The organism is Catellatospora coxensis (assembly GCF_016862635.1).
In the GTDB taxonomy this organism is placed as follows: Bacteria; Actinomycetota; Actinomycetes; order Mycobacteriales; family Micromonosporaceae; genus Catellatospora; species Catellatospora coxensis.
On record NZ_BONI01000002.1, the window covers coordinates 202908 to 226866 of the forward strand.

Sequence of the window (23959 nt, forward strand, 5' to 3'; positions counted from 1 at the left end):
GACGTCACTACGAACGCGGCGACCGCGGCCGCGCCTACCATGACTGAAGCCGCCGCGTTGACCGCCAGGTCGGCAACCGTCGCAAGCCATCCTTCGGTGTAAACCGCTACAGCGACACCAGCGAGAACCACAGCGGCGAACACGGCGCCCAACGCCCAGGAGAAGACGTAAGCGCTCGCTCGACGTCCGAGTTCTGTCGACGTCTGCCGCACATAAAGCACTGCCCCGCGTGTCCTGGCGCGCCAGCGGTCTAGGTCAACGGCGCGCCAAGTGTTGTCCGGCATCTGCGATGACCACCTCACCCGATATGGCGGGATTCGCAATGCCAATGGCGACCAGTGCCGCCGCTGCTTCATCCGGACTAAGCACTGCGCCGCGTAGCGTACGGCTGCCGATGCTATCGAAGTTCGTTTCTCTCCCCATCAGCCGCCCGATCCGCACATAGTTGGCCGTTCGGGTCGTGCCGAGGGCAACGGCGTTGATCCGGATCCCACCACGTGCAAGGCTTCCGGCCAGCGCCCCGACCAGGCCGTGAAGCCCGGCCTTAGCGGCGGAGTATCCCGGAGCACCGTACCCGCCGATGGCATTGGTCGAGGAGGTGAACGTGTACGAACGATCCCCTTCTGACTCTCTCATCAAACCCACGGTTGCCTGTAACACGGTGTGAGCACTGAACAGGTTCACAGCAACCACCCGACGGAAGACATCCGCCGGCACTAGCGCGGAGTCTTCACAACGCAGTTCGTCGACATCGGCGCCGCCGACCACATGAATGACGTACCTCAGCGGGCCGACGGCGGCCAGACCGGCCACGACGTCGTGCGGAACCTCGGGCGCGGTGAGATCCACCTGGCTGAACCAGGCCAGGGCATTGTCGGCCGGAGGCTGCGCCAGATCCCAGCCCGCGACGGTATAACCGTCGTCGTGGAGCCGACGGCAGACCGCTGCACCGATGTCACCCGAGCAACCAGTCACCAAGGCGACACCCGCTCCACGTCCCTCGCGCATGAAGTGAGCATATGAGCTAGGCGAGCCAAGCCGGTTACCAGACATGCGAGAGCAGCCATACGCCAGTTGACCGAGGGATGTATATCGGGCCACCCGCCCGGCGAAGCCTGCTATGGGTCTACGCCATCAGCGCGCTCCGCCAGTCATGGTAGGCGGTGTGGGCCGGCTGAGAGATCTCTGAGTCCGGCTGGTGAACACGAGATCACCTGAGGCCGGGACCGACTTTGGGAACCTCCTCGCTCGGAACTTGATCGCGAATCCGGGTGGGGGATTCTTCACCATCATGCTCACTCCCACGTTTCGGAGTTCCGCGACCTGTCAGTGTGGAGCTGTCCACATCGCAAGAATCACCATCGCGAACTGGAGTCCGCCCAACGGGTGCCGAACCCGGGACGTGGCGCTCTCTCGACAGAGTCGGCAACATACCGCTAACGGACCAATGTCATGATCACCACGGTCGGGTGGTGACGGCAATGGTGCGGTTGCGCCTCCCGGATGAGCTGGCTTCCCTCCCAGGCACAGCATCGCGGTCAAGGCGGCCCCTCTGGGCCGGCACCGGCTGGCGCACCTGCTCCCAGTGCGGCAGCGGATCGAAGTCAGACGTTCTATCGAAGTCAGACGTTCTTTGGCATTGGCAAGTTATTGACAACAAGGTTTCCAGTCACTCACCATGTGAGAGCGCTCTCACATCCGTGGAGGGGACTCGACCAGGCACTTCCGCCGATCGCACCACCTCCGCCCTGCTCGAGAAGGGCACATTCGCTGTGGAGATTCAACAAGAACCCGCACCCCGCATGCCTCGTGGCCGCGCCGTGAACCGGGCGCTGTCACGCGGCCGGCGTCTCCTGATCCTCCTTGCTGCGGCCGTCACTGCACTCGTCGGCAGCGCGGTCGTCCAGCAGCAGCCCGCACATGCCGCGTGGAACCTCGTGTGGGCCGACGAGTTCAACGGGTCCGGCGCGCCCAGCAGCGCCAACTGGAACTACAACGTCGGCAACGGCCTCAACCCCGGCCTCAACACTTTCGACGGCTGGGGCAACGGCGAGTGGGAGTGGTACCGCCCCGAGAACTGCACGCAGTCCGGCGGCAACCTCGTGATGCGCGCCAACTGGCTCACGACGCCCATCACGGTCAACGGCCGCAACTTCTACCAGACGTCGTGCCGCATGACGACGGACACGAAGAGGTCCTTCCAGTACGGCCGAATCGAGGCGCGCATGGCGCTCCCCACCGCCACCGGCTCGTGGCCGGCTTTCTGGATGCTCGGTGACGCGTGCGACGAGACGTCCACGAGCTCCTACAACCCGGCGCAGACCTACTACGACCGCCTGCCCACCAACTGGGCCAGTTGCGGCGAGGTCGACATCATGGAACACGCGAACGCGAACGCGACCGTCACCAACAACATCTTCTGGGATGTGCGGACCGGCGTGTTCCCGTGGACAGCGGGTCAGAACGCCAACTACGTCGCGAACCCCGCCGTCAACAACCCCGCGGCCTTCCACGTCTATGCGATCGAGTGGACGCCCGCGCAGATCCGCTGGTACATCGACGGTACGCAGACACACGTGATCGACACGACACCGGCGACCTTGGAGGAATTCCGCAAGCCGTTCCACCTCATCTTCAACCTGGCGCTGGGCGGCACCTACCCCGGACAGAACCCCGTGCAGGGCCAGTTCCCGCTCACCGCATTGATCGACTACGTGCGCTACTACCAGGACGGCGGGGGCACGGGCGGATCCGCGACACAGATCAACGGGCCGGGTGGCAAGTGCGTGGACGTGGCCGGAAACGACACGGGCGGCAATGGCGCGGCCGTGCAGCTGTGGACGTGCCAGGGGTCTGCTGTTTCGCAGGACCAGCAGTGGAGCCGGGACGGCCAGACCCTGCGGACGCTGGGCCGGTGCCTCGACGTCAACGGCGCGGGTACGGCCAACGGCACGAAGGTTCAGCTCTGGGACTGCAACGGCAGCGGCGCACAGAACTGGGTCCAGGAAGGTAACCGGTTGCGCAACCCGAACTCCAACAAGTGCCTGGACTCCCCGGGAGGCTCGACAGCGGACGGCGCGCGACTGCAGATCTGGGATTGCAACGGATCGGCCGCACAGTACTTCGTGAAGGCCGCGTGACGGCCGGCCGAGGGGCACGCTGACGGTCAGGGCGCGGGAGCGGACAGGCTCCCGCGCCCTTTCCTCGCGTTCCGGGATACGACCCGCGCCGGGGTTTGTCCGGCGCGGGTCGTGGAACGGTGGCCGGGCGGACCCGCCCGTGGCACCATCGGCCCGCGACCAGCGGACCCGACGAGACGCAACGGCTGCGCGACCTCGCGCTGCTGCACCGCGTGCCCGACCGCATGGACCGCGAGTACGCGCAGCCGCTGGACGTCGAGGCCCTCGCGCGGCTTGCACATGCCCGCGGGTCACCTGCGCCGCCAGATCCACCTCGCGTACGGGGAGTCGCCGTACGCGTACCTCATGACGCGCCGGATCGAGCGCGCCACAGCGTTGTTGCGCGGCGTGTTCCGCTGCCGAACAACATCGCCTTCAAGCAGACACTGGAGTCGTACCGCCTTTACCTTGCGAGTGAGTACCGGGTCGGCGCCCTGATCGGCGTCCCTGCGGGCGCGCTCGCGGGCACCACGTTCCGCGCTGTGCTCCTGGTGATCGACCGCGCCGAGCCAGCGGAGACGTTTGTCGCCCAGCTTGGCGAGGATTGGGCGACCGCGCCGTCTGCCACTACGTCGACGAAAAAGCCCAAGCCAGCTGGCACGCCAGGGATCCCGGAGGTCATGGCTGGCGGTTCCACGTCGCCTTGATAAGGCCGGTGACGAAGATCCCGCCGTCGTGGGTCAAGGTCGCCACATCCAGATACACCTCGAAATCGTCCTGGCGGAGACGGTGTGCGGCGCGGTGGTGGTAGCGAAGCTTGTCCTGCCAGATATCAACGAGTGCTTCGCCGACCACGGTCGGAGTCTTGCCGTGGTCGACGGTGCACGATGCGATGAGCATGCAGTCCAGGTCGCCGGTCTGGTGAACCGCGACGTGCTCGAACAACTCCGCCATAAAGAGGTAAGCGTCGAAGTCGATGCTCATGCCGTCCAGGTTCGGACCGTCACTAGGGCTGCCGACAGTCATCATCTGTCGCTTGGCCTCGTCGAACGGTTCCTCAGTCATACCGTCACCTGTCGGCCGTCTCGTCTCATGGCCCTACCGAGGACCTCATGCAGATCGGCCTCGACCAGGCCCAGGAGGTCGCTGCCGAACACGCACAGCGACGGCTCCCAGGGGTGGCCGAAGGTGCCGAACCGGAAGTCCTCCGCAAGGTTGATGAAGTAGTCACCGTCGGGATACGGCGACAACGGCCAGCCCGGCTGTCCGGGCGGGTCGATGTTCTCCGGCCCGATGAGGCTGGGCCAGACTCGGTAGCACGGGTGCTGCCAGTCCAGGCACAAGATCGAGCCCTCGCCCGCCAGCGCAGTGAATCCGGCGTGCACGAACCCGACCAGGCGATCCAGGCGCACGTATCCGGGATCGTCGTCGAGGCCGCTCAAACTCCAGGTGACCGACGGGGTCGGCTCGGTGATCGCCGGGAAACGGCGCATGCTGGGCCGGAAGTCGAACTCCACGTCGAACCGGTCCCAGACCGCTTTCTCGTCACCGGACAACTCGCGGTATGCCCTCATAGCCACCGACGCACCCTACTCGATCAACTGCGGTGCCACAGCGCGATATCGCTGCTGGTGACGACCACGAGCGTGCACCCAGAAGCCGAGAAGCTCGCAGCGCGAAGCTCCGAGTCGTGGGAGTCAAAGATGTGCCACCCGTGCGTACCGGCTGACCACGCGACAGACCGCCAACCTGCAACTACGCCAGGAGGTCATCATCGCCCGGGTCATCGCACAACTTCCACAGATCAGCAGTGAGAACCCACAGGCCCGGCACCACCTCATGCACATCCAAGCCTCGAACGAAGCAGGCGAGGTCGCCCGATTCTTTCGCGACTACGCGATCACGATCATTTGCGACGAGCCGAGCGTCACTCTGGAGACCGACTCGACAGAAATCATGATCAACCGCCATACTCGGCAGGCGATCTCAGCGGGAAGAATTTCCGGCAGCGCTCGTACGCGGCAGGAAAGCGAAGCAATCGACAATCAAAATGCTTCGCAGGGGCTTGCGTGTCCGAGGGGGCACACGGCCCAAAACCCAACCAGGCCTGACGCTGGCAACGTCGATCCAGTTGATCTAGGGGGCCACGCTCCCCAAAGCTGTCCTAGCGGACCTGCCGACTCCTCTGACGGCAGGTCCGCTGGCGTACGTCGAGCGCCACAGTGCGCCTCAGCTCACGGCGAGGCGTGGTCTGGTCGGAATTTCACCATGTCACCGCCCATACCGTTCCTCTGAGGCTTTGACCCAGAGACGACCCGCTTCGCGAGCCTCGTCGCCGGGGACGCTGCGCGGCTGCAGTCAATTGCCGCGCGGGGCATACATGATCACGGCGACGCCGACCAGGCAGATCGCGGCACCTATGATGTCGTAGCGGTCGGGCCGGAACCTGTCCACGACCATGCCCCACGCCAGTGACCCGGCGACGAACACACCGCCGTAGGCGGCCAGGATGCGACCGAAGTTCGCGTCGGGCTGGAAGGTGGCGACAAACCCGTATGCCCCGAGGGCGATGACGCCGGCGGCGATCCACCACAGGCCGCGGTGCTCGCGCCAGCCCTGCCAGACCAGCCACGCCCCGCCGATCTCCAGGAGGGCGGCCAGGGCGAACAGGATGACAGAGCGGGCGATCATCATGCGCGCAGCCTAGCCATCCTCATGACGGCCGAGAGCAGGAGCAGTCGCCACCGGAGCAGCCGCCGACATGCGCGGCGCGCCGCCGGGTTGACCGCCACCATGCCAGCGCGGTCAGCGCGGCGAGCACGACGGCGATACCGGGCATGATCTGCCCGAGTGCGGCCCAGCCTGCGCCGCCGACGATGCCTGCTGCGATGAGTAGCGGAATGGCGCAGCACAGCGCGCAAGCGAGGCCGGTGAGTCCGCCGAGTCCGCCGGGAAGGAGCGCGCGCAGTTTGTTGATCATTTGTTGTCTCCGTGGTCGAGTCCGGCGAGCGGGATCGGGCAGCAGTCGGTGGTGGCGCAGGTTGTCAGGTCGTCGCAGCCGGCGTCGAGGGCGGTGCGCAGGCTTTCGGCGATCGTCTGCAGGTCGGCGATCTTCGTCTCGATCTCGGCGAGCTTGGTCGCGGCGCGTCGTTGCAGACTGGTGTCGCGGCGGCGGCCGTGGCGGTGGGTGCCGAGGTCGACGAGTTCGGCGACCTCGTCGAGGGTGAAGCCGAGTCGTTGCGCCGTCTTGATGACTCTGAGCAGGGTCAGGGCCTCGGCGGGGTAGAGGCGGTGTCCGCCGGGGCTGCGGGTCGGTTCGGCCAGCAGACCGCGGCGTTCGTAGTAGCGCAGAGTTTGCAGGTTCACTCCCGCCGCCTGGGCTAGTTCCCCGCTACGCAGGCCGGGGTTCACGGTCGGCCATGCATGGTGTCGGCCCGGTCGGCCAGTGCGGCAAGGACGTCGGTGTGGGCGGGTGGAACCTCGACGTCGAGCGTGACGTGCCCGGGTGCGCCGGTGACGGTGATGGCGAAGGTGAAGAACGAGCAGCAGTCGCTTTCGCGGGCGGCGAGGTCGCGTACGGTCGGCTCCAGGTCGGGTCCGCCGGTGAGGGTGAGGCGCAGGTGCGTGGCGCTGATGCGTTCGGCGGCGCGGACGGCGGTCGTGAACAGGGCGTCGAACTCGGCGAGGCGTAGTGGCTGCTGCGCTGTCGGCAGGGTGCACGCCTGCGGCACCCAGGCCAGGCTGGGGGTCAGTTCGGTCATGACCTCACGGTAAGCCTGTACCCGGGTACCGGATGCAAGTCCTGTGGCCCACCCTCGATGGAGCGCCGATTCGGCCGGCTCAGATCCGTCCCGCCCAGCGCGGCGGGCTTGACGGCGGACTCAGGGGTGTCATCTTTCTGGCCGCTCGTCGTCGTAGCCGTGTGATGCACGGGCTCGGTACCTGCGGTTGACAGGCATCACGGCATTCCAGGGCCGGATGGACCGCGGTTGCACAGTGCGGGTGTGCTCGGCGGAGGGAGCGACGTCGCGCGTGGTTGCGCCTGTACGAGTGCCGATGACGCCGCCGAACTGAAGGCCGAGGTCGGCCGCGTGTTCGCGCAGCAGCTCGCGAACGTGCCGTGATGGCAGTGTGTCGGCCTGGGCCAGGTCGTGCGCCGCCCAGAGCGACTGCCTGGCCCGTGGTTCGACGGCAGGGTGATCTGGCTGGCGCGCCCACCGGCTCCAGCAAGCGAGGTAGGCGGCCAGCAGGCCGTGCTCGGCTTCGTGCAGCGGTTCGGTCGCTGCCACGATGTCGGTGGCTGTCAAGGTGGCATGTCTGAGATCCCCCGTGCGATGTGCAGGCGTATGGGTGGCCACGCTCAGGACCGGTGTACCGCGCTTCGAGGCCGCCAGTTGCACCCGGGACCAGCTCGTACTCGGATGCAGTGGGATCGCGGCGGACACGCGGTCTTCCGGTCCGGCGTCCACGATCAGATAGTGCCTGGTTGTCATCGCTGGGAAGATTCGTGTCCGGCAACGTGGTGCTTCACGGTCGCCGTAAGCAGTCGGGTCGCAGCGAGCAGCGTGGCAGGCTGGACGCGATCGGGGGTTTCGGCGGGCGTCTGGTAGCCGGGCATGCCCATGCCGATCCCCACGGCGGCGAGGCCTGCGGCGGCGTAGCGGCGGTTGTCGGAGGGCATGGCTTGCCCGCGCAGCGGGACGCCGGTGTCGCGGCCGGCCCGGTCGAGTGCCGCGAGCAGCGCGTGTGCTGGTCCGGCGGCCTCGACGGCGGCGGCTTCGTGCAGAGCCGCTGCCCCGTCAAGGTTGATCACGATGGTGTCTTCGGGTACCTGCGGGGCGTGGTGGGCGGATCCGTGGGCGCCGGCTTCCTCTGCGTCGAGCAGGGCGACCGTCAGGGTGAAGGCGGTGTGGTCGGCGATGAGCTGGCGGGCGGTTTCGATCACGGCGGCCACGCCGGATGCGTTGTCGGCGGCTGCGGGGAATCGCTGTTCGGGATCGTCGCCGACGCCGTCGTAATGTGCGGTGAGCAGCACTTTGGGGCCTGATCTGCCGACGGTGGCGAAGGTGGCGTAGACGTTGACGGCTTCGGCGTCGACAGTCCGCAGCGGCGCGCTGGCGGTGATCTGGCCACGACTGGCCCGCATGCGGTGGTGCCAGTCGGTGTGTACGGCGAGCACGGGCAGCGGTCCGGTGGCTGGCCCGGCGATCATCTTGGGCATCCAGCCGTCGGCGTCGGTGCCGCGGGAGACGAGCAGCCCGAGTGCGCCGTGCTTGGCCGCGGCCTGGGCGAGGGTGAGGTCGTAGCCGTCGTCGAGCAGGATCCAGGCACCGCGTGGGTCGTCCTCAGGCCTGGTGATCGGTCCGGTCACGGGCTGCGGTAGGTCGGTGGTGGCGAGGTGCTCGCAGAAGTCGCGCCGGTGGATGAGTGCGTGGGTTCTGGTGGTGTCGGTGTAACGCAGGTGCGGGGTTGCGTGCAGTTCCCGGATGGAGCCTCGGACGGGGAACGGGTCAAGCGTGACGGTGGCTCCGGCTTGGCGCAGCTGTTGTGCGAGCCAAGCTGCTGCGGCATGGCCGCCGGGGGTGCCGGTGCGGCGGCCGGTGAATTCAGCGGCCGCCAGCCGGTTGACGATGGCGAGCATCCGGTTGAGGGCCGGGCTTTCGTCGCTCAGAAGCGCGGGGTCGGCTGGTGTGGCCGACCCCGCGTGTGGTGCCGTGGTCACTGGCAACATCCCGTGCCGGCGGCAACGGCTTCGGTCTTGGCTTGCTGGCCGCAGCAGCTGTTGGACGCGGTGGCCTCTGCGGTGGTGCCGCAGCACGGCTCTGCCGTTGCGGTCTGCTGCTCGGTGGTGCTGGGTGCGCTGCCACAGCAGCCGCCCTGCGCGGGCGGCGTGAACGCCTGTGCGGCGTCGCCGCTGAATCCGCCCGTTGCTGCGGTATTGGTGGTCATGTCGAGCCCCTAACTGTCCGACTGCCTTGATAGATCTCTAATCAAGTTCATGCTTCCACTTGTTTCGAGATTCGTCAACCTAGACAGAAATCTAAACAGCGCGACCCGGGCTTGTCGCCAAGGATCGCCTGGCCGGGGCAGTCAGATCGGGCAGCACGAGCGCAGGTGGTCCTGCAGTTCGGCCAGCGACGCGCTGATGCCGACGGGATCGGCGCGGTAGTAGACGGCCTTGCCTTCACGCCGGGCCGCGAGCAGGCCGCCGTCGCGCAACTGGGCGAGCTGTTCGGAGGCGGTGGACTGCCCGATGCCCAACCTTGCCGCGACGTCGCCGACGCTGAGTTCGCCGCCGGCGGCGAACGCCATGAGGACCTGCTGTCGGCTTTCGCTGGCCAGCGCTTTGAGGAAGGCGCGTACGGCGGGACTGAACTGCTGGGGCGCTTCGGTCACATCCACCATTCCATCATATCGCGATTTCGCGAAATGACGATATGATCCGGCGCATGACCCTCTTCGACGCGGTGGTGATCGGCGGTGGCCAGTCCGGCCTTGCCGCAGCAGGCGCCCTGCAAGCACACGGCCGACACCCGCTCGTCCTGGAAGCCGGTGGCGCACCGACCGGTTCATGGGCGCGTTACTACGACAGCCTCACCCTGTTCTCCCCCGCCCGCCACAGCGCTCTACCCGGCATGCCGTTTCCCGGCGACCCCGACCGCTACCCGCACCGGGACGAGGTCGTGGCCTACCTCGCGGCCTACGCCGAACACCTCGGCGTGCCGATCCGCACGCGCAGCCGGGTCACCTCCGTCCAGCAGGCATCGGACGGCTTCACCGTCCACACCGACGCCGACACCCTGCACACCCCGATCATCGTCGCCGCCACCGGCGGATTCGGCCGGCCGCACCGCCCCGACCTGCCCGGCCTCGCCACGTACACCGGCACGGTGCTGCACGCCGCCGACTACCGCTCCCCCACCCCGTTCTCCGGCCAGCACGTGATCGTGGTGGGCGCCGGCAACTCCGCCGTGCAGATCGCCACCGAACTGGCCACAGTTGCGACGGTCACCCTGGCCACGCGGCAACCGGTGCGGTGGTTCCCCCAGCGTCCACTGGGCCGGGACCTGCACTGGTGGCTGAAGACCACCGGCCTGGACACCTCCCCGCTCGGGCGGCTGCTCGCAGGCGGCCACCGAGGCGCGCCGGTGCTCGACGACGGCCGCTACCGAGCCGCCGTGGCGGCGGGAGCGCCGCGCCACCGACTCATGTTCACCGGCCTTCACGGCAACACCGCCACCTGGACCGACGGCAGCCGCGAGGACGTCCACGCGATCGTGCTGGCGACCGGCTACCGTCCCGACCTCGGCTACCTGCACGAGCTGGGGGCTCTGGACGCCGACGGACGGCCACGCCATCGTGGTGGTGTGTCGATCACGCATCCCGGCCTGGGTTATGTCGGACTGGAACTGCAGCGCAGCTTCGCCTCCGCGACGCTTCGCGGCGTCGGTGCCGATGCCGCCCGGGTCGTGGCCCGGCTGACCGCGCGACGGACCAGCCAGGTGGAGCCGGCACGTTGAGCGCCGACATCCTCGCTCTGGCGGTGCTGCTCATCGCGAGCATGCTCGCCGTCGGCACCACCCTGGACCTACCCGCGTTCACCGCGCTGCTCGCACGGCCGGCACCGCTGCTGGTCGCATTGGGAGTCAACGTGCTGGCAGTACCAGCTGTGGCGGTCGCCGTGGGATGGGCACTGCACCTGCCGACGCCGGTGGCCGCAGGAATCGTCCTGGCATCCGCCGCCGCCGGAGGCAGCTCAGGACCGCTGCTGGCCCTCTGATCACCGCGTCGGATCAGCTGTTGGAGCTGACCACCCCGACGCTCGCAGCGCTGGCGGCAGTGGTGGTGTGCAGCGTGGGTGCGTACTGGTCACCGCGACTGGCCGGACAGAGCCAGCGAGCCTCCGTCACGATGATCACGGTGGTGCGCAACTTGACCCTCGCCTTGATGCTCGCCGGCCTGATGGGCGATGCGGGCACCACGACCACGGTTCTTGCGTACGGGCTGCTCATGTACCTGGCCGGAGTCGGGGCGGCCGTCGTCATACGCTCAAGGTCATTGCCGGGCGCCGTCGGCTGAGCCGTACCGGCGAAGACGGGTGTCGCGATGGCGAACCGTTTGACGACCAGTAGCATTGCTACGCATGACGGCTGAGGCGCTGAAAGGTCACCTGGACGGGCTGCTGCTGGCAGTGCTGGAACGTGGCCCGGCGCACGGCTACGCGCTGATCGAAGCGCTGCGCACCAGCAGCGGCGGCACGTTCGACCTACCGACGGGCACCGTGTACCCGGCCCTGCGAAGGCTTGAGACCGCAGGGCTCGTCGCCAGCACCTGGGAGAAAGGCGACGGCCGTCAACGCCGGACATACGAACTGACCGGCGCGGGCCGCCGTCACCTGGCCCAGCAGCGCGAGTCGTGGCACCAGTTCTCCGGGGCGGTCACCGCCGTCATGGACGGCGGTGACATCACATGGAGGCCTTCGACCTGATCCCCGCCCACGGGGATCCGCAGGCCCGAGCCACGATCGCGGACTACCTGCAGGAGCTCGCCGCGGGCCTGCCACTGAGCCACCGCGCTCGCGCCGAGGTGATGGCCGAGATCGCCGACGGGCTCGCATGTGCGTTCGAAGCACACGTCGCTGCCGGTGCGACGCCCGCGGCTGCCGTGAGGCTGGCGGTCGCGGAGTTCGGCGATCCGCGCGAGCTGTCGGCGGCGCTGGCCGCTGAGATCGGCCGGGCGCACGCCCGGCGCATCGGCGCGGGCCTGGTGGCCACGGGACCGCTGGTAGGGGTTGCGTGGATAGGCGCGTTCGCGCAGGCCACCGGCACCGCGTGGTGGACGCAGATCGGTGCGTTGATGGCGTCGGCGCCGATCTATGCGCTTGTTCTCGCGGTGAGCGTGCCGGCAGCCCTGGTCGCGGCGAGTGGCGTGCGTCTCGCGGTCCGGCTGGGACTCGGTGCGCGTACTGCGGTGGACGCGGCGGCACTTGCCTCCGTGGCTTGCGTCATCGGTGATGTCGCGCTGGTGAGCGGGCTTGCCTTCGCACCAAGCGACCCCGCATGGTCGGCCGCGCTGGCGTGCGCGGTCTCGATCAGCCTGGTTCGTTTGAGCGTCACGGTAGGTGCGGGGCGCCGGGTTCTTCTGCTGCGCGCGGCCGCGCGCTGATCCCGGTGCGGAAACGCCGCAGCGCCCACCAGATCAGCGGTATGCCTACAGCGGTGGGCAGCGTCCAGTAAGCCAGGTGCGGCAGCCGGTCCCAGAGCGGCAGCTGGCTGCCGTTGTCCACGTAGAAGCCGGTAAGCAGCGCGATGTACGACCCTCCCATCCCGATGGCGTGACGAGTCGGCCAGTCCTTGCCCCGACGTCGGCGCGCTGCCCGGCCGAACAGCGCCAGCGAGAACGCGATCACCGCAATTGCCAGCAGGTGGATGTCCTCGCGGGGACGGAACGCCGTCATCATCGCAGCGGTCGCGGCGACGACACCGAGCGCCCACAGGTAGGCGGTGCCGGTACGCGGATGCCGGCCGGGACGTTTACGGGCACTCGCTGCGACGCCACCTGCGACGACAGCAGCCATGCCAGCCGTCACGTGGACAGCCAGGGCGGCGTAGAAGACCGCGCCTTCATCCGGGATGAGCAGACCGAGGATCTCCCGCACAACCATGACAGCCTCCAGCAAAGCGTAGCCACACTACATGTAGCAATCCTACTTATCTTGCTACGCGGAGACCATACCCACGTGCTGTGAACGCGCGAGTGCTCTGGGCCGTGGATCACACGGCTTGCCGGCGCGGAGAAGGATGGGCTGGCAGAAGTCTTCCGGTGAGATCTTCTGCCGGTGTTTAGGCGGCAGAACCTTCCTGCGCAGCGCGCGATGTGCCGCCCAGCCCCGCGAACAACAGGCACAGCAGTGCCAGGACCATCCAGGCGGCGAGGTAGACGAACGCGGCGTGCGGCGACACGATCGTCCACAGCAAGCCGGCGATCGCGCTCGCCGCGAGGTTGCCCGCGGCTTGGACGGCAGCAAGCAGCCCGAATGCCGATCCGCGGATGCCCGCCGGTGCCAAGGCGGCCACTGCGGAGTGCTGTGCCGTCTCCACACAGCCGATAGCGACACCGGCGGCGGCGAACGGCAGTGCCAGCAACACGATGCCGGTGGAATCGACCGCGAAGCCGAGGTACGCCGCCAGGAACAGCGCGACACCGGCGGCCAGTACCCGGACCGGCCCACGTGACCCCAGACGATCGGCGACATGACCCGCCGGCAGTGACGCGATCGTCGCGGCGAGGTTGTACAGCGCGTACAGCGCCAAGGCGATGGTGGTGGCCGTCGTCGCACCGTGCTGCGGGGTGAGCTGCTCGGTGGCGCGCAGGATCAGCAGGGTCGCCGCGACGTTGCCGACCTCGAACGCGGTGATCGCCGCCATGAGCCTGCCGAGGTCTCCGCGCAGCACGGGCCGTATCCGGATGCGCAACGGTGTGCGCTCGGCCGGGGCGGGGCGGGGCGTGTTGCGGATGGCGTAGACGATCGCGGCGGCGGCCAGCAGCCCGGGGATCACCGACAGTGCGATGGCCCAGCGGATCCCGACAGCGGCGACCAGTGCCAGGGCGAGCAGCGGGCCGAAGATCGCGCCGAGGTTGTCCATCATGCGTTCGAACCCGTAGGCGCGTCCGTACGCGGCCGGGTGCACCACGTCGGCCAGCAACGCGTTGCGGGCTGGCACGCGCAGGCCGCGGGCGGTCCAGGCACCGGCGCGAAGGAGACCGACCTGCCACACGGTGGTCGCCACCGAGGTGAGCGACGCGAGCACGGCCGTCGCGGTGTAGCCGCCCACGGCTACGCGCTGTCGGCGGACCGGATCGTCGGCCAGGGCTCCGCCGGCCAGACGGGCGGCGCCGGCGAGAGCGTCGCTGACACCCTCCACCAGGCCCAGGGCCGCCGCAGGCGCGCCCAGAGTGCTGGTGAGCAGGCTCGGCAGCAGCGAGGTGGGGACTTCGTGGCCGACATCGGCGAGCAGGCTGGCGGTTCCGATACCCCCGACACCGCGGGTGAGCCACTGCCGCGGTGGGGTTGGAGCGCTATCGCCTGCGGCTTCGGTCACGACCGCCAGTCTGCCGTGTCTCACAGCGGATCGACAGTGGCGGCCTGTGGAGCTGTCGTCCCGCAGTGATCGAGCAGGAGGGCCAGCGGCCGCGGCGGCAGGCTACATAAGCCGCCGGGTCGATCGGTTCAGCGGGCAGTCTGCACCCTACCGCGGCTCAGCGGGTGACACCTGCAGGAACGCAGGTCCGGGCATCAGTTGGCGCAGCGGTTCGAGCCGAGCGGGGTTGATCGAGTACCAGGCCCAGGCACCGCGTTTGTCGCGGTTGAGCACGCCGGCGTTGACGAGGATCTTCAGGTGGTGGCTGATCGCGGGCTGGCTCATGTCGAACGGTTCCGCGAGGTCGCACACGCACGCCTCTCCCGCCGCCGAGTTCTCGATCATGGCTAGCAGCTGCAGCCGGGTCGGGTCGGACAGCGCTTTGAGTAGAACGGCGAGGTCTTCGGCGTGGGCCCGGGGCAGCATGGGCCCGACCGTGGCGGTCTGGCAGCCGGCTTCTGCTGCGGCAGCTGCTGGCACGGTCGGGGCGGCGATCACGCGGCGAGCATAGGTGCGCCAGGTGAACGGTTGGGGAACTGGGCGCGCAGCGTTGGTGACATGGGGCGTTCATGGGCTGGTCATGGGGCTCCGGGGGCGATCAGGCGGTAACCCATGCCGCGGACGGTGACGATGATGGCGGGGTTCTGCAGGTCATCGCCGAGATGGGCACGAAGTCTGCGGATGTGGACGTTGACGGTGTTGGAGGCTTCGTCGCCGTTCCACAGCAGCCGCACGATCTGCTGGCGGGTCACGACCCGGCCTTCGTGGCTGGCGAGCAGGTGCAGCAAGGCGAATTCCCGCATGGGCAAACTCACGGGAGTGCCGTGCAGGTGGACCTGCATCGCGGCGGGGTCGACGCGCAGCGCGCCGACCTGCAGGGGCGCGCCGAAATCGGCGGCGGTGTCGGGTCGGATCGAGCGCAGCAGTGGCAGCAACTCCGCTAGGCGGTAGGGACGGGCGATGCACGCGGTCGCGCCGGCGGCCAGGGCGGTGGCGGCCTGGCCGCCGTCGTCGCCACCGAGGCCGACGAGGGTGGGTACGCAGGTGCGCCGCTGCAGCGCGGCAATGATCGCCGTGCCCGTCATCGGGGGCAGGTGCGCGGCGGTGAGCACGGCGTCGGGCAGGTGGATGCCTGCCTGCAGCAGTGCGTCGGCGGCGTCGAGTGCGGTGACGACGTCGATCTGATGGTCGCCGAGCAATTCGCGCAGGTTGTCGGCGGTGGCAGGGTCGGGATCCGCGACGAGCAGCAGGAACCGCGGGCGGGTGGAGCGGGCCGGCGGGGCGCAGCTGGGCTCGCCCCTTGCGGTCTCGATAGTGGCGGGGGCTGGGGTGTTCATCAGCCGAACCGTCCGGTGATGTAGTCCTCGGTGCGCTTGTCGGCGGGGTTGGTGAAGATCCGGCCGGTGTCGTTGAACTCGACCAGGCGGCCGTGACGTACGCCGGCGTCGTCGAGTTCGGCGGTGAAGAACGCGGTGCGGTGGGAGACGCGGGCGGCCTGCTGCATGTTGTGGGTGACGATGACGATGGTGTAGCTGGCTGCGAGTTCGTGCATCAGGTCTTCGATCTTGCCGGTGGCGATCGGGTCCAGGGCCGAGCACGGCTCGTCCATGAGGATGACCTCGGGCCGTACGGCGATGGTGCGGGCGATGCACAGCCGCTGCTGCTGCCCGCCGGACAACGCGAGGGCGGAGGTCTTGAGCTTGTCCTTGACCTCGTCCCACAGTGCGGCGCCGCGCAGGGCCTGCTCGACGAGGTCGTCGGTGCGGCCGGTGTCCATCTTGTTGACCTTGAGGCCGTAGGTGACGTTGTCGTAGATGGACTTGGGGAAGGGATTGGGTTTCTGGAACACCATGCCGATACGGCGGCGGACCTCGATCGGGTCGACGTCGCGGGCGTATAGGTCCTGGCCGTGGTAGCTGACCACGCCGGTGACCCGGGCGCCGCCGATGAGGTCGTTCATCCGGTTGAGCGAGCGCAGCACGGTGGACTTGCCGCACCCGGACGGGCCGATCATGGCGGTGATCTGGTTGCGGGCGACCGGCATGCTGACGCCGCGCACGGCCTGGTAGTCGCCGTACCAGACGGCGACGTCGGCCAGGTCGATGACCGGGGTGTTCTCACCGCCGTGGGTGGCTCCGGAGGGGTGCAGGGACAGGCCGGCGGACAGGCGCGGCGGGACGATCGTGGTGTCCATGGGGTCCTCGGGGTAGGTCATCGGGTTCACCAGCGCTTGGTGAAGCGGTTGCGGACGAAGATCGCGATGGAGTTCATGGCCAGGAGCACGACGAGCATCAGGACGATCGCGGCGGCGGCGAGTTCCTGGAACTCGGCCTGCGGTTCTTTGATCAGGTTGTAGATCTGGATCGGCAGGGTGGTGTAGGCCGACAGGAGGCTGTCGGGGTTGAACCGGATGAACGTGACCGCGCCAAGCAGGATCAGCGGCGCGGCCTCCCCGATGGCCCGGGACAGCGCCAGGATCGACCCGGTGGCGATGCCCGGGACGGCGGCGGGCAGGACCTGCCGGGACACGGTCTGCCATCTGGTGGCGCCGAGGGCGTAGGAGGCGTGGCGGATCGACTGCGGCACGGCCCGGATCGCCTCCCGGCTGGCGATGATCACTGTCGGCAGGACGAGCAGCGACAGGACGACCGCGGCCGTGGCGACGGTGAAACCGAGGCCGATGACGCGGGCGATCAACCCGAGGCCGAGGATGCCGAACACGATCGAGGGCACCCCGGCCAGGTTCTGGATGTTGAGCTCCAGGAGGCGGTTGTACCAGCGGGTGTTGTCGGCGTATTCCTCGAGGTAGATGGCGGCGAGTACGCCGGTGGGCAGGCAGATCGCGGCGGTCAGGGAGATGACCCAGACGGTGCCCCAGATCGCCGACTGCACGCCGGCTTCGCCGGCTCGGGAGACGCGGCCGGTGGGCATGTTCTCCCACAGACGCGCGTCGAGGCGGTGCCAGCCCTTGGTGACGGCGAAGGCGAGCAGCGCGACGAGGAACGCCAACCCGATGGCGAGGCACGCCTGCAGGGCGAGTTTGAACGCGGTCTCGGCGGGCCGGAAGCGGCGGCGGGTCAGTTCGGCGCGCACGTCCGCGCTGCTCGGGCCGCGGGGGTTGGTCGTGGTGGTCATTCGTAGACCTCCCGGAAGCGGCGCACCATGCGGATCGACAGGGCGTTGAGGGCGAGGGTGAACAGGAAAAGGGTGCTGCCGACGGCGAAGATGGTCAGGTAGTCCAGGGAGTCGACGGGCAGGTCGCCCTGGCCGGCGCCGGCGATGTAGGCGGTCATGGTCGCTGCGCCGTCGATCGGGTTGACGATGATCCCGTCGGTCTTGAGCCCGGCAGCGATCGTCACGATCATGGTTTCGCCCAGCGCGCGCGAGATGCCGAGCACGATGGCGGCGACGATGCCCGACAGCGCGGCGGGCAGTACGACACGGGTGGAGACCTGCATCTTCGTCGAGGCGAGGGCGTAGGCGCCTTCGCGTAGCGAGCGGGGTACGGCGGTCATGGCGTCCTCGGCAAGGCTCGCGACCGTCGGCACGATCATGAGGCCCATCGCGATGCCGGCCACGAGCATGTTCTGGAACTCGGGTTTGGTCTGGCTCGGCCAGATGTCGCGCAGCCACGGGTTGACCGCCAGCAGCGCGAAGAAGCCGTACACGACGGTCGGGATGCCGGCGAGGATCTCCAGGATCGGCTTGAGGAAGGCGCGGGTGCGGTTGCCTGCGTACTCCGACAGGTAGATCGCCGAGCCGAGCCCGACCGGGATCGCGATCGTCACGGCGATCGCGGTGACGATCAGGGTGGCGACCAGCAGCGGCAGCACGCCGTAGTGCTTCTCGGCGAACAGCGGCGTCCACAGCGTCTCGGTGACGAACTCACCGAGGCTGACGGTGCCGAAGAACTCCACGGTCGGCACGGCCAGGCTGATGACGATGCCGACGGTGGTCGCCACCGACACGATCGCAGCGAGGACGAGCAGCGCCTCGATCGCTTTCTCCCCCAGGCGCGGGCGTCCCCGCCGCACCGACGGTGCGGCGGGGATCCCGGCGACCTTTTGTGAGGTCGACGTCATGTGTCTCAGCCCTTCTTGAAGGCTTCGAACTCGGCGGCCAGAGTCGTCTTCTGCGCCGCGGTCAGCGGCACGTACTTGGCCTCCTTGACGACCTCGTCGATGTTGGCGATGTAGAAGTCGACGAAGGTCCGCACGTGCTCCTTGGCCGCCGAGGCCTTGGCCACGTACACGAACAGCGGACGGGCGAGGGGCTTGTAGGTGCCGTCCTGGGCGGTGGCGGTGGACGGCGCGACGCAGCCGGCGCCGCCGTCGATCTTCAGGGCCTTGAGCTTGTCGGCGTTCTCCTCGAAGTAGGTGTAGCCGAAGTAGCCCATGCCGCCCTTGGACGCGGCCACGCCCTGCACGAGGACGTTGTCGTCCTCGGACGGGGTGTAGTTGGTGCGGCTGGCCTTCTCCTTGCCGTTGATCGCGGCGGTGAAGTAGTCGAAGGTGCCCGAGTCGGTGCCGGCGCCGTAGAGCTTGAGCGGCTCGTTGGGGAACTTCGGGTCGATCTGGTTCCAGTTGTCGACCTTCGAGTCCGGTTCCCAGACCGCTTTGAGCTGCGCGACGGTCAGGCAGTCGACCCAGGTCGCCTCCTTGTTGACCACGACGGTGAGCGCGTCGTTGGCCACGATCAGCTCGGTGAACGTGATGCCCTTGTCGGCGCAGGCCTTCTTCTCCTCGTCCTTGATCGGACGGGAGGCGTCGGAGATGTCGGTCTCGCCGTTGCAGAACTTCTTGAACCCGCCGCCGGTGCCGGAGATACCGACGGTCACGTTCACCTTCGGCTGCTCGTCGGCGAAGATGTCGGCCGCGGCCTTGGACAGCGGACCGACCGTCGACGAACCGTCGATCTTGATGTCGCCCGACAGCTGCGCCGCGCCACTGGGCTCGCCGCTGCTCTCACCCGAACCGCCACAGGCGGCCAGGGCCATGACAACCGTCAGCGCGGCCAGCGTGCCGATCAGCCGCTTGCGTCCTGACTTGATCACCATCATGTCCTCTTCAGACAGGCCGCCCCCTGGATCCCCCGGCGGCGGCGCTTGCGATGCCGGAGGTGTGCACCACCGACACCGCACATAAGAGAGTCCTCATGTGATGTGGACAGAGCCGTTCGGTGAACGGAGTCTGAACATAAGCAAAGTTTTATAACCGCAGGTCATATCACATGGAGCAACTATCAGTTCATGATCAGTTCACAATGTGGGGTGCGCTGCGGAGATACACAGTTCACCCATTGGCCGTCGGTCGTACATCGTCGATTGCCGCACGCGAACACTGTGCGGCAATGGCTGCGCGTGCCTGCGACATGAACATGCGAGAGGCCGATGATGACCAGACCGTTCACAACAGACCGACGCCCCTCGCTGCCCGCGACCGCCTGGCCGCTCGTCGGCCCGACCGATCACGACGGCACCGCGGTGATCGTGGGTTGGGGCGACGCGGTCCTGCCCGCCACACCGTCTTCGGGCCTCACCGAGCTCGACCCCTTGCTGCAGGAGGGCCAGTGCGGCTTCGACAGCGCGGTGTTGGCGGTGCTGCCGCTGCGGGGTCGGGGCCGGGCGCTTCTGGTGCTCGGCCACGCGAGCGCTGGTCTGGCCGCCGCGTCGGCGGCCGTCGGCGGCCTGTCGTCCACTCAGCGCGCGAGGCTCCTGCAGGCTGCCCAGGGCGTCAGCGTCATCGAAGTCGAGCAGGCCGGGCCTGACCGGCGGTGGCGGATGCGTCACCCGCGCAACCACGGCTACAACCGCCGCCTGGGCACCACCACTGCCATCGCGTGCACCGGCCCAGTGCCGGAACTGGCCGCTTCGCCCGGCGTGGGTCCTGCCGGGGTATGGGCCCCGGCGGGCGGCACCGCCACCGCGTGGGGCACGGTCCTGCTCGCCGAGAGCCCAGCCTGCAACGTGCACCGCGGCGTCGGCCCGCCGCCAGGCCGGAGTTGCTGCGGGTGGGTCGTCGAGATCGACCCGTTCGACCCGCACAGCGTCCCGCGCAGGCACACCGCACTGGGCCGAGCCAGATATGCCGGCGTGCTGGCGGCCACGACCGCCGCTGGCCGTCCGGTGGTGCACCTGCGTGAGCGTGGCGGCCTGCTGCTGCGGTTCACCTCCTGCCGCCGAGCCAGCCGCGGCATTGGCGCCACCGACCGCGCCCGCAATGCTGGCCTGCTGCACGACGGCACCCTCGCCGTAGCCCGCCTCGACAGGCCCCCGACCTCCAGGGCAAACGGCGGCGGAACGTGGCTGCCGCTGGTCAGCGTCGGCGTGAGCGCCGTGGCCGGGATGAGCGCGGCGCAGGTCCTGGCCGACACCTCCGGCGCGGCTCGCGCCGTCGGCGCCACGACGATCACCGAAGCGGTCCAGCTGCCGATTGTCGGCCTGCGCCGTAGCCCTGGCGGCGCAGAACATGAGGAACAGGTCATCGAACTCGACGACACCGGTGCCTCTTCGTTCACCTGGCGTGTCCGGCACGCCGTCGATCCGCTCACGCCGGTGCTCAGCAACCGCCGACCAGCCGGGCTGTTTCACGCCGCCAGTGGTACCGCGTTCCTGAGTTCCGTCCCGCCAGCTGCCACGTCCATGACCACACGTGTGGGCGTACGCGCAGTCCCGCTCTGACGGCGGCCGAGTCGGCGCGCAGTTGTCGGTCCGCCGCAGCAGGGCCGCGCTGTTCATCACCGCCTCCCGGCGGGCAGCGCTGGTGCCAGGCGGTCCACACGCGCAGCGAGGTCGCCGAACGCCGCTTCGAACGCCTCGTCGGTGTCGGACACCGCCGGATCGGGCACCGACCAGTGCAACCGTCGTGTCGGCTCGCGCAGCTGCTCGTGGGCGATGTCGCAGACGGCCACGACCAGGTCGTCGTCGCGCAGCACGTCACGGACGTCGGCAGTGCCCGCCCCAGCCAAGTCCAGGCCGTGACGAGCAGCGGCGGCGATCGCCTTCGGATGTACACCCGTGGCGGGCATCGTTCCAGCCGACGCCGCAGGTATTGCGCTGCAGCGCGCCCACAGCGCCGCGGCCAGCTGCGAGCGGGCCGAGTTGTGGGTGCAGACGAACAGCACCCGCCGGGCCGGGCCTGGCGCAGCAGGGGTCAGCAAGTCGAGGGTGCCGCGGCGTAGCCGCAGGTAGGTGCGGCGCCGGTCGCCCTCGGATCGGACCCGGTCCACCAACCCGGCGCCGGACAGCACGTTGAGGTGGTGGGCCAGCAGGTTGGTGGTCATGTCGAGCTGGCGGCCGAGTTCGCCTGGTGAGGCGTCGCCGAGCAGCAGGGCGTCGACGATCGCCAGCCGTGCGGGTTCGCCGAGGGCGGCGTGCACGCGTGCTCGCCCCACCAGACTCATTGGCTCAGTACTCATTGAGTCAATGATCGCTGAGTGGTCTTCGAGATGTCAATCCCTCTGCCCGGGGGCCTGACATGCAGATGGGGTGCTGCGCCTGCCGATGTCGGCAGGCGCAGCACCCCAGTTAGAACAAAGGGCTCAGGTCAGCGGCTGGGGCACCAGATCTTCGACCAGCGCCTGCACCCGGTCGCGGATCTCGTCGCGGATCGGGCGGACCGCGTCGATGCCCTGCCCGGCGGGGTCGTCGAGCTTCCAGTCCTCGTGGCGCTGTCCCGGGAAGTACGGGCAGACATCGCCGCAGCCCATGGTGATGACCACGCTGGACGCCTCGGACGCCTCGGGGGTGAGGATCTTCGGGGTCTGGTCGGTGATGTCGATGCCGACCTCGGCCATGGCCTCGACGGCGACGGGGTTGATCCGGTCGGCGGGGGCGGAGCCGGCGGAGCGGACCTCGACGGCGTCACCGGCGAGGTGTCGCAGCCATCCGGCGGCCATCTGGGAGCGTCCGGCGTTGTGCACGCACACGAACAGAACACTGGGCTTGGTATCGGTCATCGCTGCTCTCCTGCAGTCAGTTCGTCGATCAGTTGTCTCACTCGGACGTCGATGTCGTCGCGGATGGCGCGCACCGTCGCCAGGCTGGCGCCGGCGGGGTCGGGAAGGTCCCAGTCCAGGTAGCGCTTACCTGGCAGGACCGGGCAGGCGTCACCACAGCCCATCGTCACGATCACGTCTGCGGCTTGCAGGGCGCCATCGGTCAGCGGCTTGGGGAACGCCCCGTCGGCCGGAATCCCAGCCTCGGCCAGGACCGCCACAACGTGCGGGTCAAGGACGCTGGCCGGATGCGATCCAGCGCTGGCCACTGCGACCCGGCCCGCGCCGTGACGTTCGGCCAGCGCTGCCGCCAGCTGGGACCGGCCGGCGTTGTAGGCACACATGAACAGCACCCGTGGCACCGTCACCACAGGCGGCGCGCCTGCGGCCTCGGCCATGGCCTCCAGCCGCTGGGCCGCGGCGTGACCGGCCAGTGGGAGCAGGTGGGTACGGACCCGGGCGGTGCGTTCGAGTTCCAGGTAGGCCTCGAAGACGCAGCGCTCGACGGTCTGCGGGCTGAACACGCCGTGGAAACGCTCGACCAGGCGTGCGGACTCCCGCGCCAGGGCCGCATCCACGGATGCGTTGGTGCTCACGGGGCTGCTCCGACGGCCTCGGGCTCGATCGCTTGCTGCGACGAGGGCCGAGTCACCGTTTCCGCGGAACCGGTCGCCTTCGGGTAGAGCGCGGCGACCAGGGCAACGCCGATCAGCGCGCCGATGATCTGGGCCCCGATGAACGCCGGGACGGAGGTGGGCGTGATTCCGGCGAAGGTGTCGGTGAACGCACGGCCGATGGTCACGGCGGGGTTGGCGAAGCTGGTCGAGCTGGTGAACCAGTACGCCGCCCCGATGTACGCCGCGACAGCGGGCGCCGCCAGCGCCGCGCGGCCACTGCGGACGAGGGCGAAGATGAGCAGCAGCAGGCCGGCGGTCGCGACGATCTCGCCCAGCCACAGTTGCGGCTTGTCGCGGGCGGTCGCCGACATGCCTTGTGCGACCCCGAACATCGCGTTCGCGAGCACTGATCCGGCGATCGCGCCGAGCGTCTGGGCGGCGATGTAGGGGGCGATGTCCTTGGCGGACAGGCCTGTGGGGTCGTGGCGGTCGGACCACCATGCGGCGACGGTGACGACGGGGTTGAAGTGTGCGCCGGACACCGGGCCGAGGATCAGGACCAGCACGGCGAGGGCGAACACGGTGGCGGTGGAGTTCTCCAGCAACTGCAGGCCGACGTCGTCTGGTGACAACCGGGTGGCCATGATGCCGGAGCCGACGACCGTGGTGACCAGCAGCATGGTGCCGAGCAGTTCGGCGAGCAGGCGGCGGGGCAGGGTGGCGGGCATCAGCACTCCCGGCGGTTGTCGGAGGTCGCGCGCGCTCGTGCGGCCAGGGCGGTGAGGTGTGCCGCCGCGGCGTCGAGGGCGTCGGCGTTGAGGTGGTAGTAGGTGTAGCGGCCGTACGGTTCGGCCTTCACCAGGCCTGCGTGACGCAGTGCGCGCAGGTGGTTGGACACGTTCGGCTGCGACAGGCCGAGGTCCTCGACGAGGTGGCAGGTGCAGGCGGGGCCTGCGGCGAGGGCGTCGACGATGGCGGCGCGGGCGGGGTCGGCCAGCAGCCGTACCACCTCGGCCGGGGCATCACGAGAAACTGATATCACCACGCGGTAATCAAACAGTCCGGCTGGTCAGTGCCGCAACTTCGT

General features: G+C 68.8%; 31 protein-coding genes and 1 pseudogene. 8 read left to right on the forward strand and 24 right to left on the reverse strand.

Annotated features, from left to right (window positions below):
- Window positions 1-255: 255 nt before the first annotated feature.
- On the reverse strand, window positions 256-1008 hold the full coding sequence (locus Cco03nite_RS02245) for an SDR family NAD(P)-dependent oxidoreductase (RefSeq protein WP_203688212.1): 753 nt from the start codon (window positions 1006-1008) through the stop codon (window positions 256-258).
- Window positions 1009-1802: 794 nt separating this feature from the next.
- Between Cco03nite_RS02245 and Cco03nite_RS42150 the strand changes: the two genes are divergently transcribed.
- Together Cco03nite_RS42150 and Cco03nite_RS02255 are read left to right on the forward strand one after the other, a co-directional pair.
- Complete coding sequence (locus Cco03nite_RS42150; protein ID WP_239167046.1) at window positions 1803-3140, forward strand: ricin-type beta-trefoil lectin domain protein; 1338 nt, start codon at window positions 1803-1805, stop codon at window positions 3138-3140.
- Window positions 3141-3364: 224 nt separating this feature from the next.
- A pseudogene (locus Cco03nite_RS02255) lies at window positions 3365-3524 on the forward strand (helix-turn-helix transcriptional regulator); the annotation flags it as partial.
- 273 nt (window positions 3525-3797) lie between these two features.
- On the opposite strand, the gene Cco03nite_RS02260 reads toward Cco03nite_RS02255, so the two are convergent.
- The 10 genes from Cco03nite_RS02260 to Cco03nite_RS02305 all read right to left on the reverse strand — a co-directional run bounded on the left by Cco03nite_RS02260 (window position 3798) and on the right by Cco03nite_RS02305 (window position 9521).
- Window positions 3798-4184 (reverse strand): hypothetical protein, encoded by a 387-nt coding sequence (locus Cco03nite_RS02260; RefSeq protein ID WP_203688213.1) that lies wholly within the window; start codon window positions 4182-4184, stop codon window positions 3798-3800.
- The gene (locus Cco03nite_RS02265) at window positions 4181-4693 is read right to left on the reverse strand and encodes a DUF2716 domain-containing protein (RefSeq protein ID WP_239167056.1); all 513 of its coding nucleotides are present in this window, start codon (window positions 4691-4693) and stop codon (window positions 4181-4183) included. The genes Cco03nite_RS02260 and Cco03nite_RS02265 overlap by 4 nt, the downstream gene beginning before the upstream one ends.
- A 784-nt stretch (window positions 4694-5477) precedes the next feature.
- Entirely contained in the window at window positions 5478-5813 is a 336-nt protein-coding gene (locus Cco03nite_RS02270; RefSeq protein ID WP_203688215.1) for a YnfA family protein, read from the reverse strand.
- Between the two features lie 19 nt (window positions 5814-5832).
- Entirely contained in the window at window positions 5833-6099 is a 267-nt protein-coding gene (locus tag Cco03nite_RS02275; protein ID WP_203688216.1) for a hypothetical protein, read from the reverse strand.
- Window positions 6096-6530: a MerR family transcriptional regulator gene (locus Cco03nite_RS02280; RefSeq protein ID WP_203688217.1), complete on the reverse strand. Its 435-nt coding sequence runs from the start codon at window positions 6528-6530 to the stop codon at window positions 6096-6098. Before Cco03nite_RS02280 ends, Cco03nite_RS02275 begins: the two co-directional genes overlap by 4 nt.
- Window positions 6527-6880, reverse strand: a complete 354-nt coding sequence (locus Cco03nite_RS02285; RefSeq protein ID WP_203688218.1) for a hypothetical protein — start codon at window positions 6878-6880, stop codon at window positions 6527-6529. Before Cco03nite_RS02285 ends, Cco03nite_RS02280 begins: the two co-directional genes overlap by 4 nt.
- Before the next feature lie 129 nt (window positions 6881-7009).
- Entirely contained in the window at window positions 7010-7612 is a 603-nt protein-coding gene (locus tag Cco03nite_RS02290; protein WP_203688219.1) for a hypothetical protein, read from the reverse strand.
- Window positions 7609-8760 carry a M28 family metallopeptidase gene (locus tag Cco03nite_RS02295; RefSeq protein WP_239167048.1) on the reverse strand — a complete coding sequence of 384 codons (1152 nt, stop codon included), beginning with the start codon at window positions 8758-8760 and terminating at the stop codon, window positions 7609-7611. Before Cco03nite_RS02295 ends, Cco03nite_RS02290 begins: the two co-directional genes overlap by 4 nt.
- Window positions 8761-8837: 77 nt before the next feature.
- Window positions 8838-9068 (reverse strand): hypothetical protein, encoded by a 231-nt coding sequence (locus Cco03nite_RS02300; RefSeq protein WP_203688220.1) that lies wholly within the window; start codon window positions 9066-9068, stop codon window positions 8838-8840.
- Window positions 9069-9209: 141 nt separating this feature from the next.
- A complete protein-coding gene (locus tag Cco03nite_RS02305; RefSeq protein ID WP_239167049.1) occupies window positions 9210-9521 on the reverse strand; it encodes an ArsR/SmtB family transcription factor in 312 nt (103 codons plus the stop codon).
- Window positions 9522-9568: 47 nt separating this feature from the next.
- Here Cco03nite_RS02305 and Cco03nite_RS02310 point away from each other — a divergent pair, with 47 nt between their 5' ends.
- From Cco03nite_RS02310 to Cco03nite_RS02330, 5 genes are all read left to right on the forward strand, one after another.
- A complete protein-coding gene (locus tag Cco03nite_RS02310; RefSeq protein ID WP_203688222.1) occupies window positions 9569-10639 on the forward strand; it encodes a flavin-containing monooxygenase in 1071 nt (356 codons plus the stop codon).
- A complete protein-coding gene (locus Cco03nite_RS02315; RefSeq protein ID WP_203688223.1) occupies window positions 10636-10899 on the forward strand; it encodes a hypothetical protein in 264 nt (87 codons plus the stop codon). The genes Cco03nite_RS02310 and Cco03nite_RS02315 overlap by 4 nt, the downstream gene beginning before the upstream one ends.
- Window positions 10900-10919: 20 nt before the next feature.
- Window positions 10920-11198 carry a hypothetical protein gene (locus Cco03nite_RS02320; protein ID WP_203688224.1) on the forward strand — a complete coding sequence of 93 codons (279 nt, stop codon included), beginning with the start codon at window positions 10920-10922 and terminating at the stop codon, window positions 11196-11198.
- A 64-nt stretch (window positions 11199-11262) separates the two neighbouring features.
- Window positions 11263-11607: a PadR family transcriptional regulator gene (locus Cco03nite_RS02325; protein WP_203688225.1), complete on the forward strand. Its 345-nt coding sequence runs from the start codon at window positions 11263-11265 to the stop codon at window positions 11605-11607.
- A complete protein-coding gene (locus Cco03nite_RS02330; RefSeq protein WP_203688226.1) occupies window positions 11589-12284 on the forward strand; it encodes a permease prefix domain 1-containing protein in 696 nt (231 codons plus the stop codon). Before Cco03nite_RS02325 ends, Cco03nite_RS02330 begins: the two co-directional genes overlap by 19 nt.
- Here Cco03nite_RS02330 and Cco03nite_RS02335 read toward each other — a convergent pair.
- From Cco03nite_RS02335 to Cco03nite_RS02370, 8 genes are all read right to left on the reverse strand, one after another.
- Window positions 12232-12783: a hypothetical protein gene (locus Cco03nite_RS02335; RefSeq protein WP_203688227.1), complete on the reverse strand. Its 552-nt coding sequence runs from the start codon at window positions 12781-12783 to the stop codon at window positions 12232-12234. The two genes, Cco03nite_RS02330 and Cco03nite_RS02335, sit on opposite strands and share 53 nt — an antisense overlap.
- Before the next feature lie 178 nt (window positions 12784-12961).
- Window positions 12962-14221: an MFS transporter gene (locus Cco03nite_RS02340; RefSeq protein WP_203688228.1), complete on the reverse strand. Its 1260-nt coding sequence runs from the start codon at window positions 14219-14221 to the stop codon at window positions 12962-12964.
- A gap of 147 nt (window positions 14222-14368) precedes the next feature.
- The gene (locus Cco03nite_RS02345; protein ID WP_203688284.1) at window positions 14369-14686 is read right to left on the reverse strand and encodes an ArsR/SmtB family transcription factor; all 318 of its coding nucleotides are present in this window, start codon (window positions 14684-14686) and stop codon (window positions 14369-14371) included.
- 152 nt (window positions 14687-14838) lie between these two features.
- A complete protein-coding gene (locus Cco03nite_RS02350; RefSeq protein ID WP_203688229.1) occupies window positions 14839-15597 on the reverse strand; it encodes a winged helix-turn-helix transcriptional regulator in 759 nt (252 codons plus the stop codon).
- Window positions 15597-16475 (reverse strand): phosphate ABC transporter ATP-binding protein PstB, encoded by an 879-nt coding sequence (gene pstB / locus Cco03nite_RS02355; protein WP_275411996.1) that lies wholly within the window; start codon window positions 16473-16475, stop codon window positions 15597-15599. The genes Cco03nite_RS02350 and pstB overlap by 1 nt, the downstream gene beginning before the upstream one ends.
- A 5-nt stretch (window positions 16476-16480) precedes the next feature.
- Complete coding sequence (pstA, locus tag Cco03nite_RS02360; protein WP_203688230.1) at window positions 16481-17395, reverse strand: phosphate ABC transporter permease PstA; 915 nt, start codon at window positions 17393-17395, stop codon at window positions 16481-16483.
- The gene (pstC, locus tag Cco03nite_RS02365; protein WP_203688231.1) at window positions 17392-18342 is read right to left on the reverse strand and encodes a phosphate ABC transporter permease subunit PstC; all 951 of its coding nucleotides are present in this window, start codon (window positions 18340-18342) and stop codon (window positions 17392-17394) included. The genes pstA and pstC overlap by 4 nt, the downstream gene beginning before the upstream one ends.
- Window positions 18343-18347: 5 nt before the next feature.
- Window positions 18348-19313, reverse strand: a complete 966-nt coding sequence (locus Cco03nite_RS02370) for a PstS family phosphate ABC transporter substrate-binding protein (protein WP_275411997.1) — start codon at window positions 19311-19313, stop codon at window positions 18348-18350.
- A gap of 339 nt (window positions 19314-19652) precedes the next feature.
- Between Cco03nite_RS02370 and Cco03nite_RS02375 the strand changes: the two genes are divergently transcribed.
- Window positions 19653-20939 carry a PhoX family protein gene (locus Cco03nite_RS02375; RefSeq protein WP_203688233.1) on the forward strand — a complete coding sequence of 429 codons (1287 nt, stop codon included), beginning with the start codon at window positions 19653-19655 and terminating at the stop codon, window positions 20937-20939.
- Between the two features lie 56 nt (window positions 20940-20995).
- On the opposite strand, the gene Cco03nite_RS02380 is transcribed toward Cco03nite_RS02375, so the two are convergent.
- The 5 genes from Cco03nite_RS02380 to Cco03nite_RS02400 all read right to left on the reverse strand — a co-directional run bounded on the left by Cco03nite_RS02380 (window position 20996) and on the right by Cco03nite_RS02400 (window position 23917).
- Window positions 20996-21676, reverse strand: coding sequence for an arsenate reductase/protein-tyrosine-phosphatase family protein (locus Cco03nite_RS02380; RefSeq protein ID WP_203688234.1), 681 nt, complete (start codon window positions 21674-21676; stop codon window positions 20996-20998).
- 123 nt (window positions 21677-21799) lie between these two features.
- Window positions 21800-22216: an arsenate reductase ArsC gene (locus tag Cco03nite_RS02385; RefSeq protein ID WP_203688235.1), complete on the reverse strand. Its 417-nt coding sequence runs from the start codon at window positions 22214-22216 to the stop codon at window positions 21800-21802.
- Complete coding sequence (locus Cco03nite_RS02390) at window positions 22213-22851, reverse strand: arsenate reductase ArsC (RefSeq protein ID WP_239167050.1); 639 nt, start codon at window positions 22849-22851, stop codon at window positions 22213-22215. Before Cco03nite_RS02390 ends, Cco03nite_RS02385 begins: the two co-directional genes overlap by 4 nt.
- Window positions 22848-23600 (reverse strand): aquaporin, encoded by a 753-nt coding sequence (locus tag Cco03nite_RS02395; protein WP_203688236.1) that lies wholly within the window; start codon window positions 23598-23600, stop codon window positions 22848-22850. The genes Cco03nite_RS02390 and Cco03nite_RS02395 overlap by 4 nt, the downstream gene beginning before the upstream one ends.
- Window positions 23600-23917 carry an ArsR/SmtB family transcription factor gene (locus tag Cco03nite_RS02400; RefSeq protein WP_203688237.1) on the reverse strand — a complete coding sequence of 106 codons (318 nt, stop codon included), beginning with the start codon at window positions 23915-23917 and terminating at the stop codon, window positions 23600-23602. Before Cco03nite_RS02400 ends, Cco03nite_RS02395 begins: the two co-directional genes overlap by 1 nt.
- Window positions 23918-23959 lie beyond the last annotated feature (42 nt).

Excerpts from the sequence above, each read along its gene's own strand:
- Cco03nite_RS02245 (WP_203688212.1), bottom strand. The coding sequence starts at position 1,008 with ATGCGCGAGGGACGTGGAGCGGGTGTCGCCTTGGTGACTGGTTGCTCG.
- Cco03nite_RS42150 (WP_239167046.1), top strand. The coding sequence starts at position 1,803 with ATGCCTCGTGGCCGCGCCGTGAACCGGGCGCTGTCACGCGGCCGGCGT.
- Cco03nite_RS02260 (WP_203688213.1), bottom strand. The coding sequence starts at position 4,184 with ATGACTGAGGAACCGTTCGACGAGGCCAAGCGACAGATGATGACTGTC.
- Cco03nite_RS02265 (WP_239167056.1), bottom strand. The coding sequence starts at position 4,693 with ATGAGGGCATACCGCGAGTTGTCCGGTGACGAGAAAGCGGTCTGGGAC.
- Cco03nite_RS02270 (WP_203688215.1), bottom strand. The coding sequence starts at position 5,813 with ATGATGATCGCCCGCTCTGTCATCCTGTTCGCCCTGGCCGCCCTCCTG.
- Cco03nite_RS02275 (WP_203688216.1), bottom strand. The coding sequence starts at position 6,099 with ATGATCAACAAACTGCGCGCGCTCCTTCCCGGCGGACTCGGCGGACTC.
- Cco03nite_RS02285 (WP_203688218.1), bottom strand. The coding sequence starts at position 6,880 with ATGACCGAACTGACCCCCAGCCTGGCCTGGGTGCCGCAGGCGTGCACC.
- Cco03nite_RS02290 (WP_203688219.1), bottom strand. The coding sequence starts at position 7,612 with ATGACAACCAGGCACTATCTGATCGTGGACGCCGGACCGGAAGACCGC.
- Cco03nite_RS02295 (WP_239167048.1), bottom strand. The coding sequence starts at position 8,760 with ATGCTCGCCATCGTCAACCGGCTGGCGGCCGCTGAATTCACCGGCCGC.
- Cco03nite_RS02300 (WP_203688220.1), bottom strand. The coding sequence starts at position 9,068 with ATGACCACCAATACCGCAGCAACGGGCGGATTCAGCGGCGACGCCGCA.
- Cco03nite_RS02310 (WP_203688222.1), top strand. The coding sequence starts at position 9,569 with ATGACCCTCTTCGACGCGGTGGTGATCGGCGGTGGCCAGTCCGGCCTT.
- Cco03nite_RS02325 (WP_203688225.1), top strand. The coding sequence starts at position 11,263 with ATGACGGCTGAGGCGCTGAAAGGTCACCTGGACGGGCTGCTGCTGGCA.
- Cco03nite_RS02330 (WP_203688226.1), top strand. The coding sequence starts at position 11,589 with ATGGAGGCCTTCGACCTGATCCCCGCCCACGGGGATCCGCAGGCCCGA.
- Cco03nite_RS02335 (WP_203688227.1), bottom strand. The coding sequence starts at position 12,783 with ATGGTTGTGCGGGAGATCCTCGGTCTGCTCATCCCGGATGAAGGCGCG.
- Cco03nite_RS02345 (WP_203688284.1), bottom strand. The coding sequence starts at position 14,686 with ATGCTGCCCCGGGCCCACGCCGAAGACCTCGCCGTTCTACTCAAAGCG.
- Cco03nite_RS02350 (WP_203688229.1), bottom strand. The coding sequence starts at position 15,597 with ATGAACACCCCAGCCCCCGCCACTATCGAGACCGCAAGGGGCGAGCCC.
- pstB (WP_275411996.1), bottom strand. The coding sequence starts at position 16,475 with ATGACCTACCCCGAGGACCCCATGGACACCACGATCGTCCCGCCGCGC.
- pstA (WP_203688230.1), bottom strand. The coding sequence starts at position 17,395 with ATGACCACCACGACCAACCCCCGCGGCCCGAGCAGCGCGGACGTGCGC.
- pstC (WP_203688231.1), bottom strand. The coding sequence starts at position 18,342 with ATGACGTCGACCTCACAAAAGGTCGCCGGGATCCCCGCCGCACCGTCG.
- Cco03nite_RS02375 (WP_203688233.1), top strand. The coding sequence starts at position 19,653 with ATGACCAGACCGTTCACAACAGACCGACGCCCCTCGCTGCCCGCGACC.
- Cco03nite_RS02380 (WP_203688234.1), bottom strand. The coding sequence starts at position 21,676 with ATGAGTACTGAGCCAATGAGTCTGGTGGGGCGAGCACGCGTGCACGCC.
- Cco03nite_RS02385 (WP_203688235.1), bottom strand. The coding sequence starts at position 22,216 with ATGACCGATACCAAGCCCAGTGTTCTGTTCGTGTGCGTGCACAACGCC.
- Cco03nite_RS02395 (WP_203688236.1), bottom strand. The coding sequence starts at position 23,600 with ATGCCCGCCACCCTGCCCCGCCGCCTGCTCGCCGAACTGCTCGGCACC.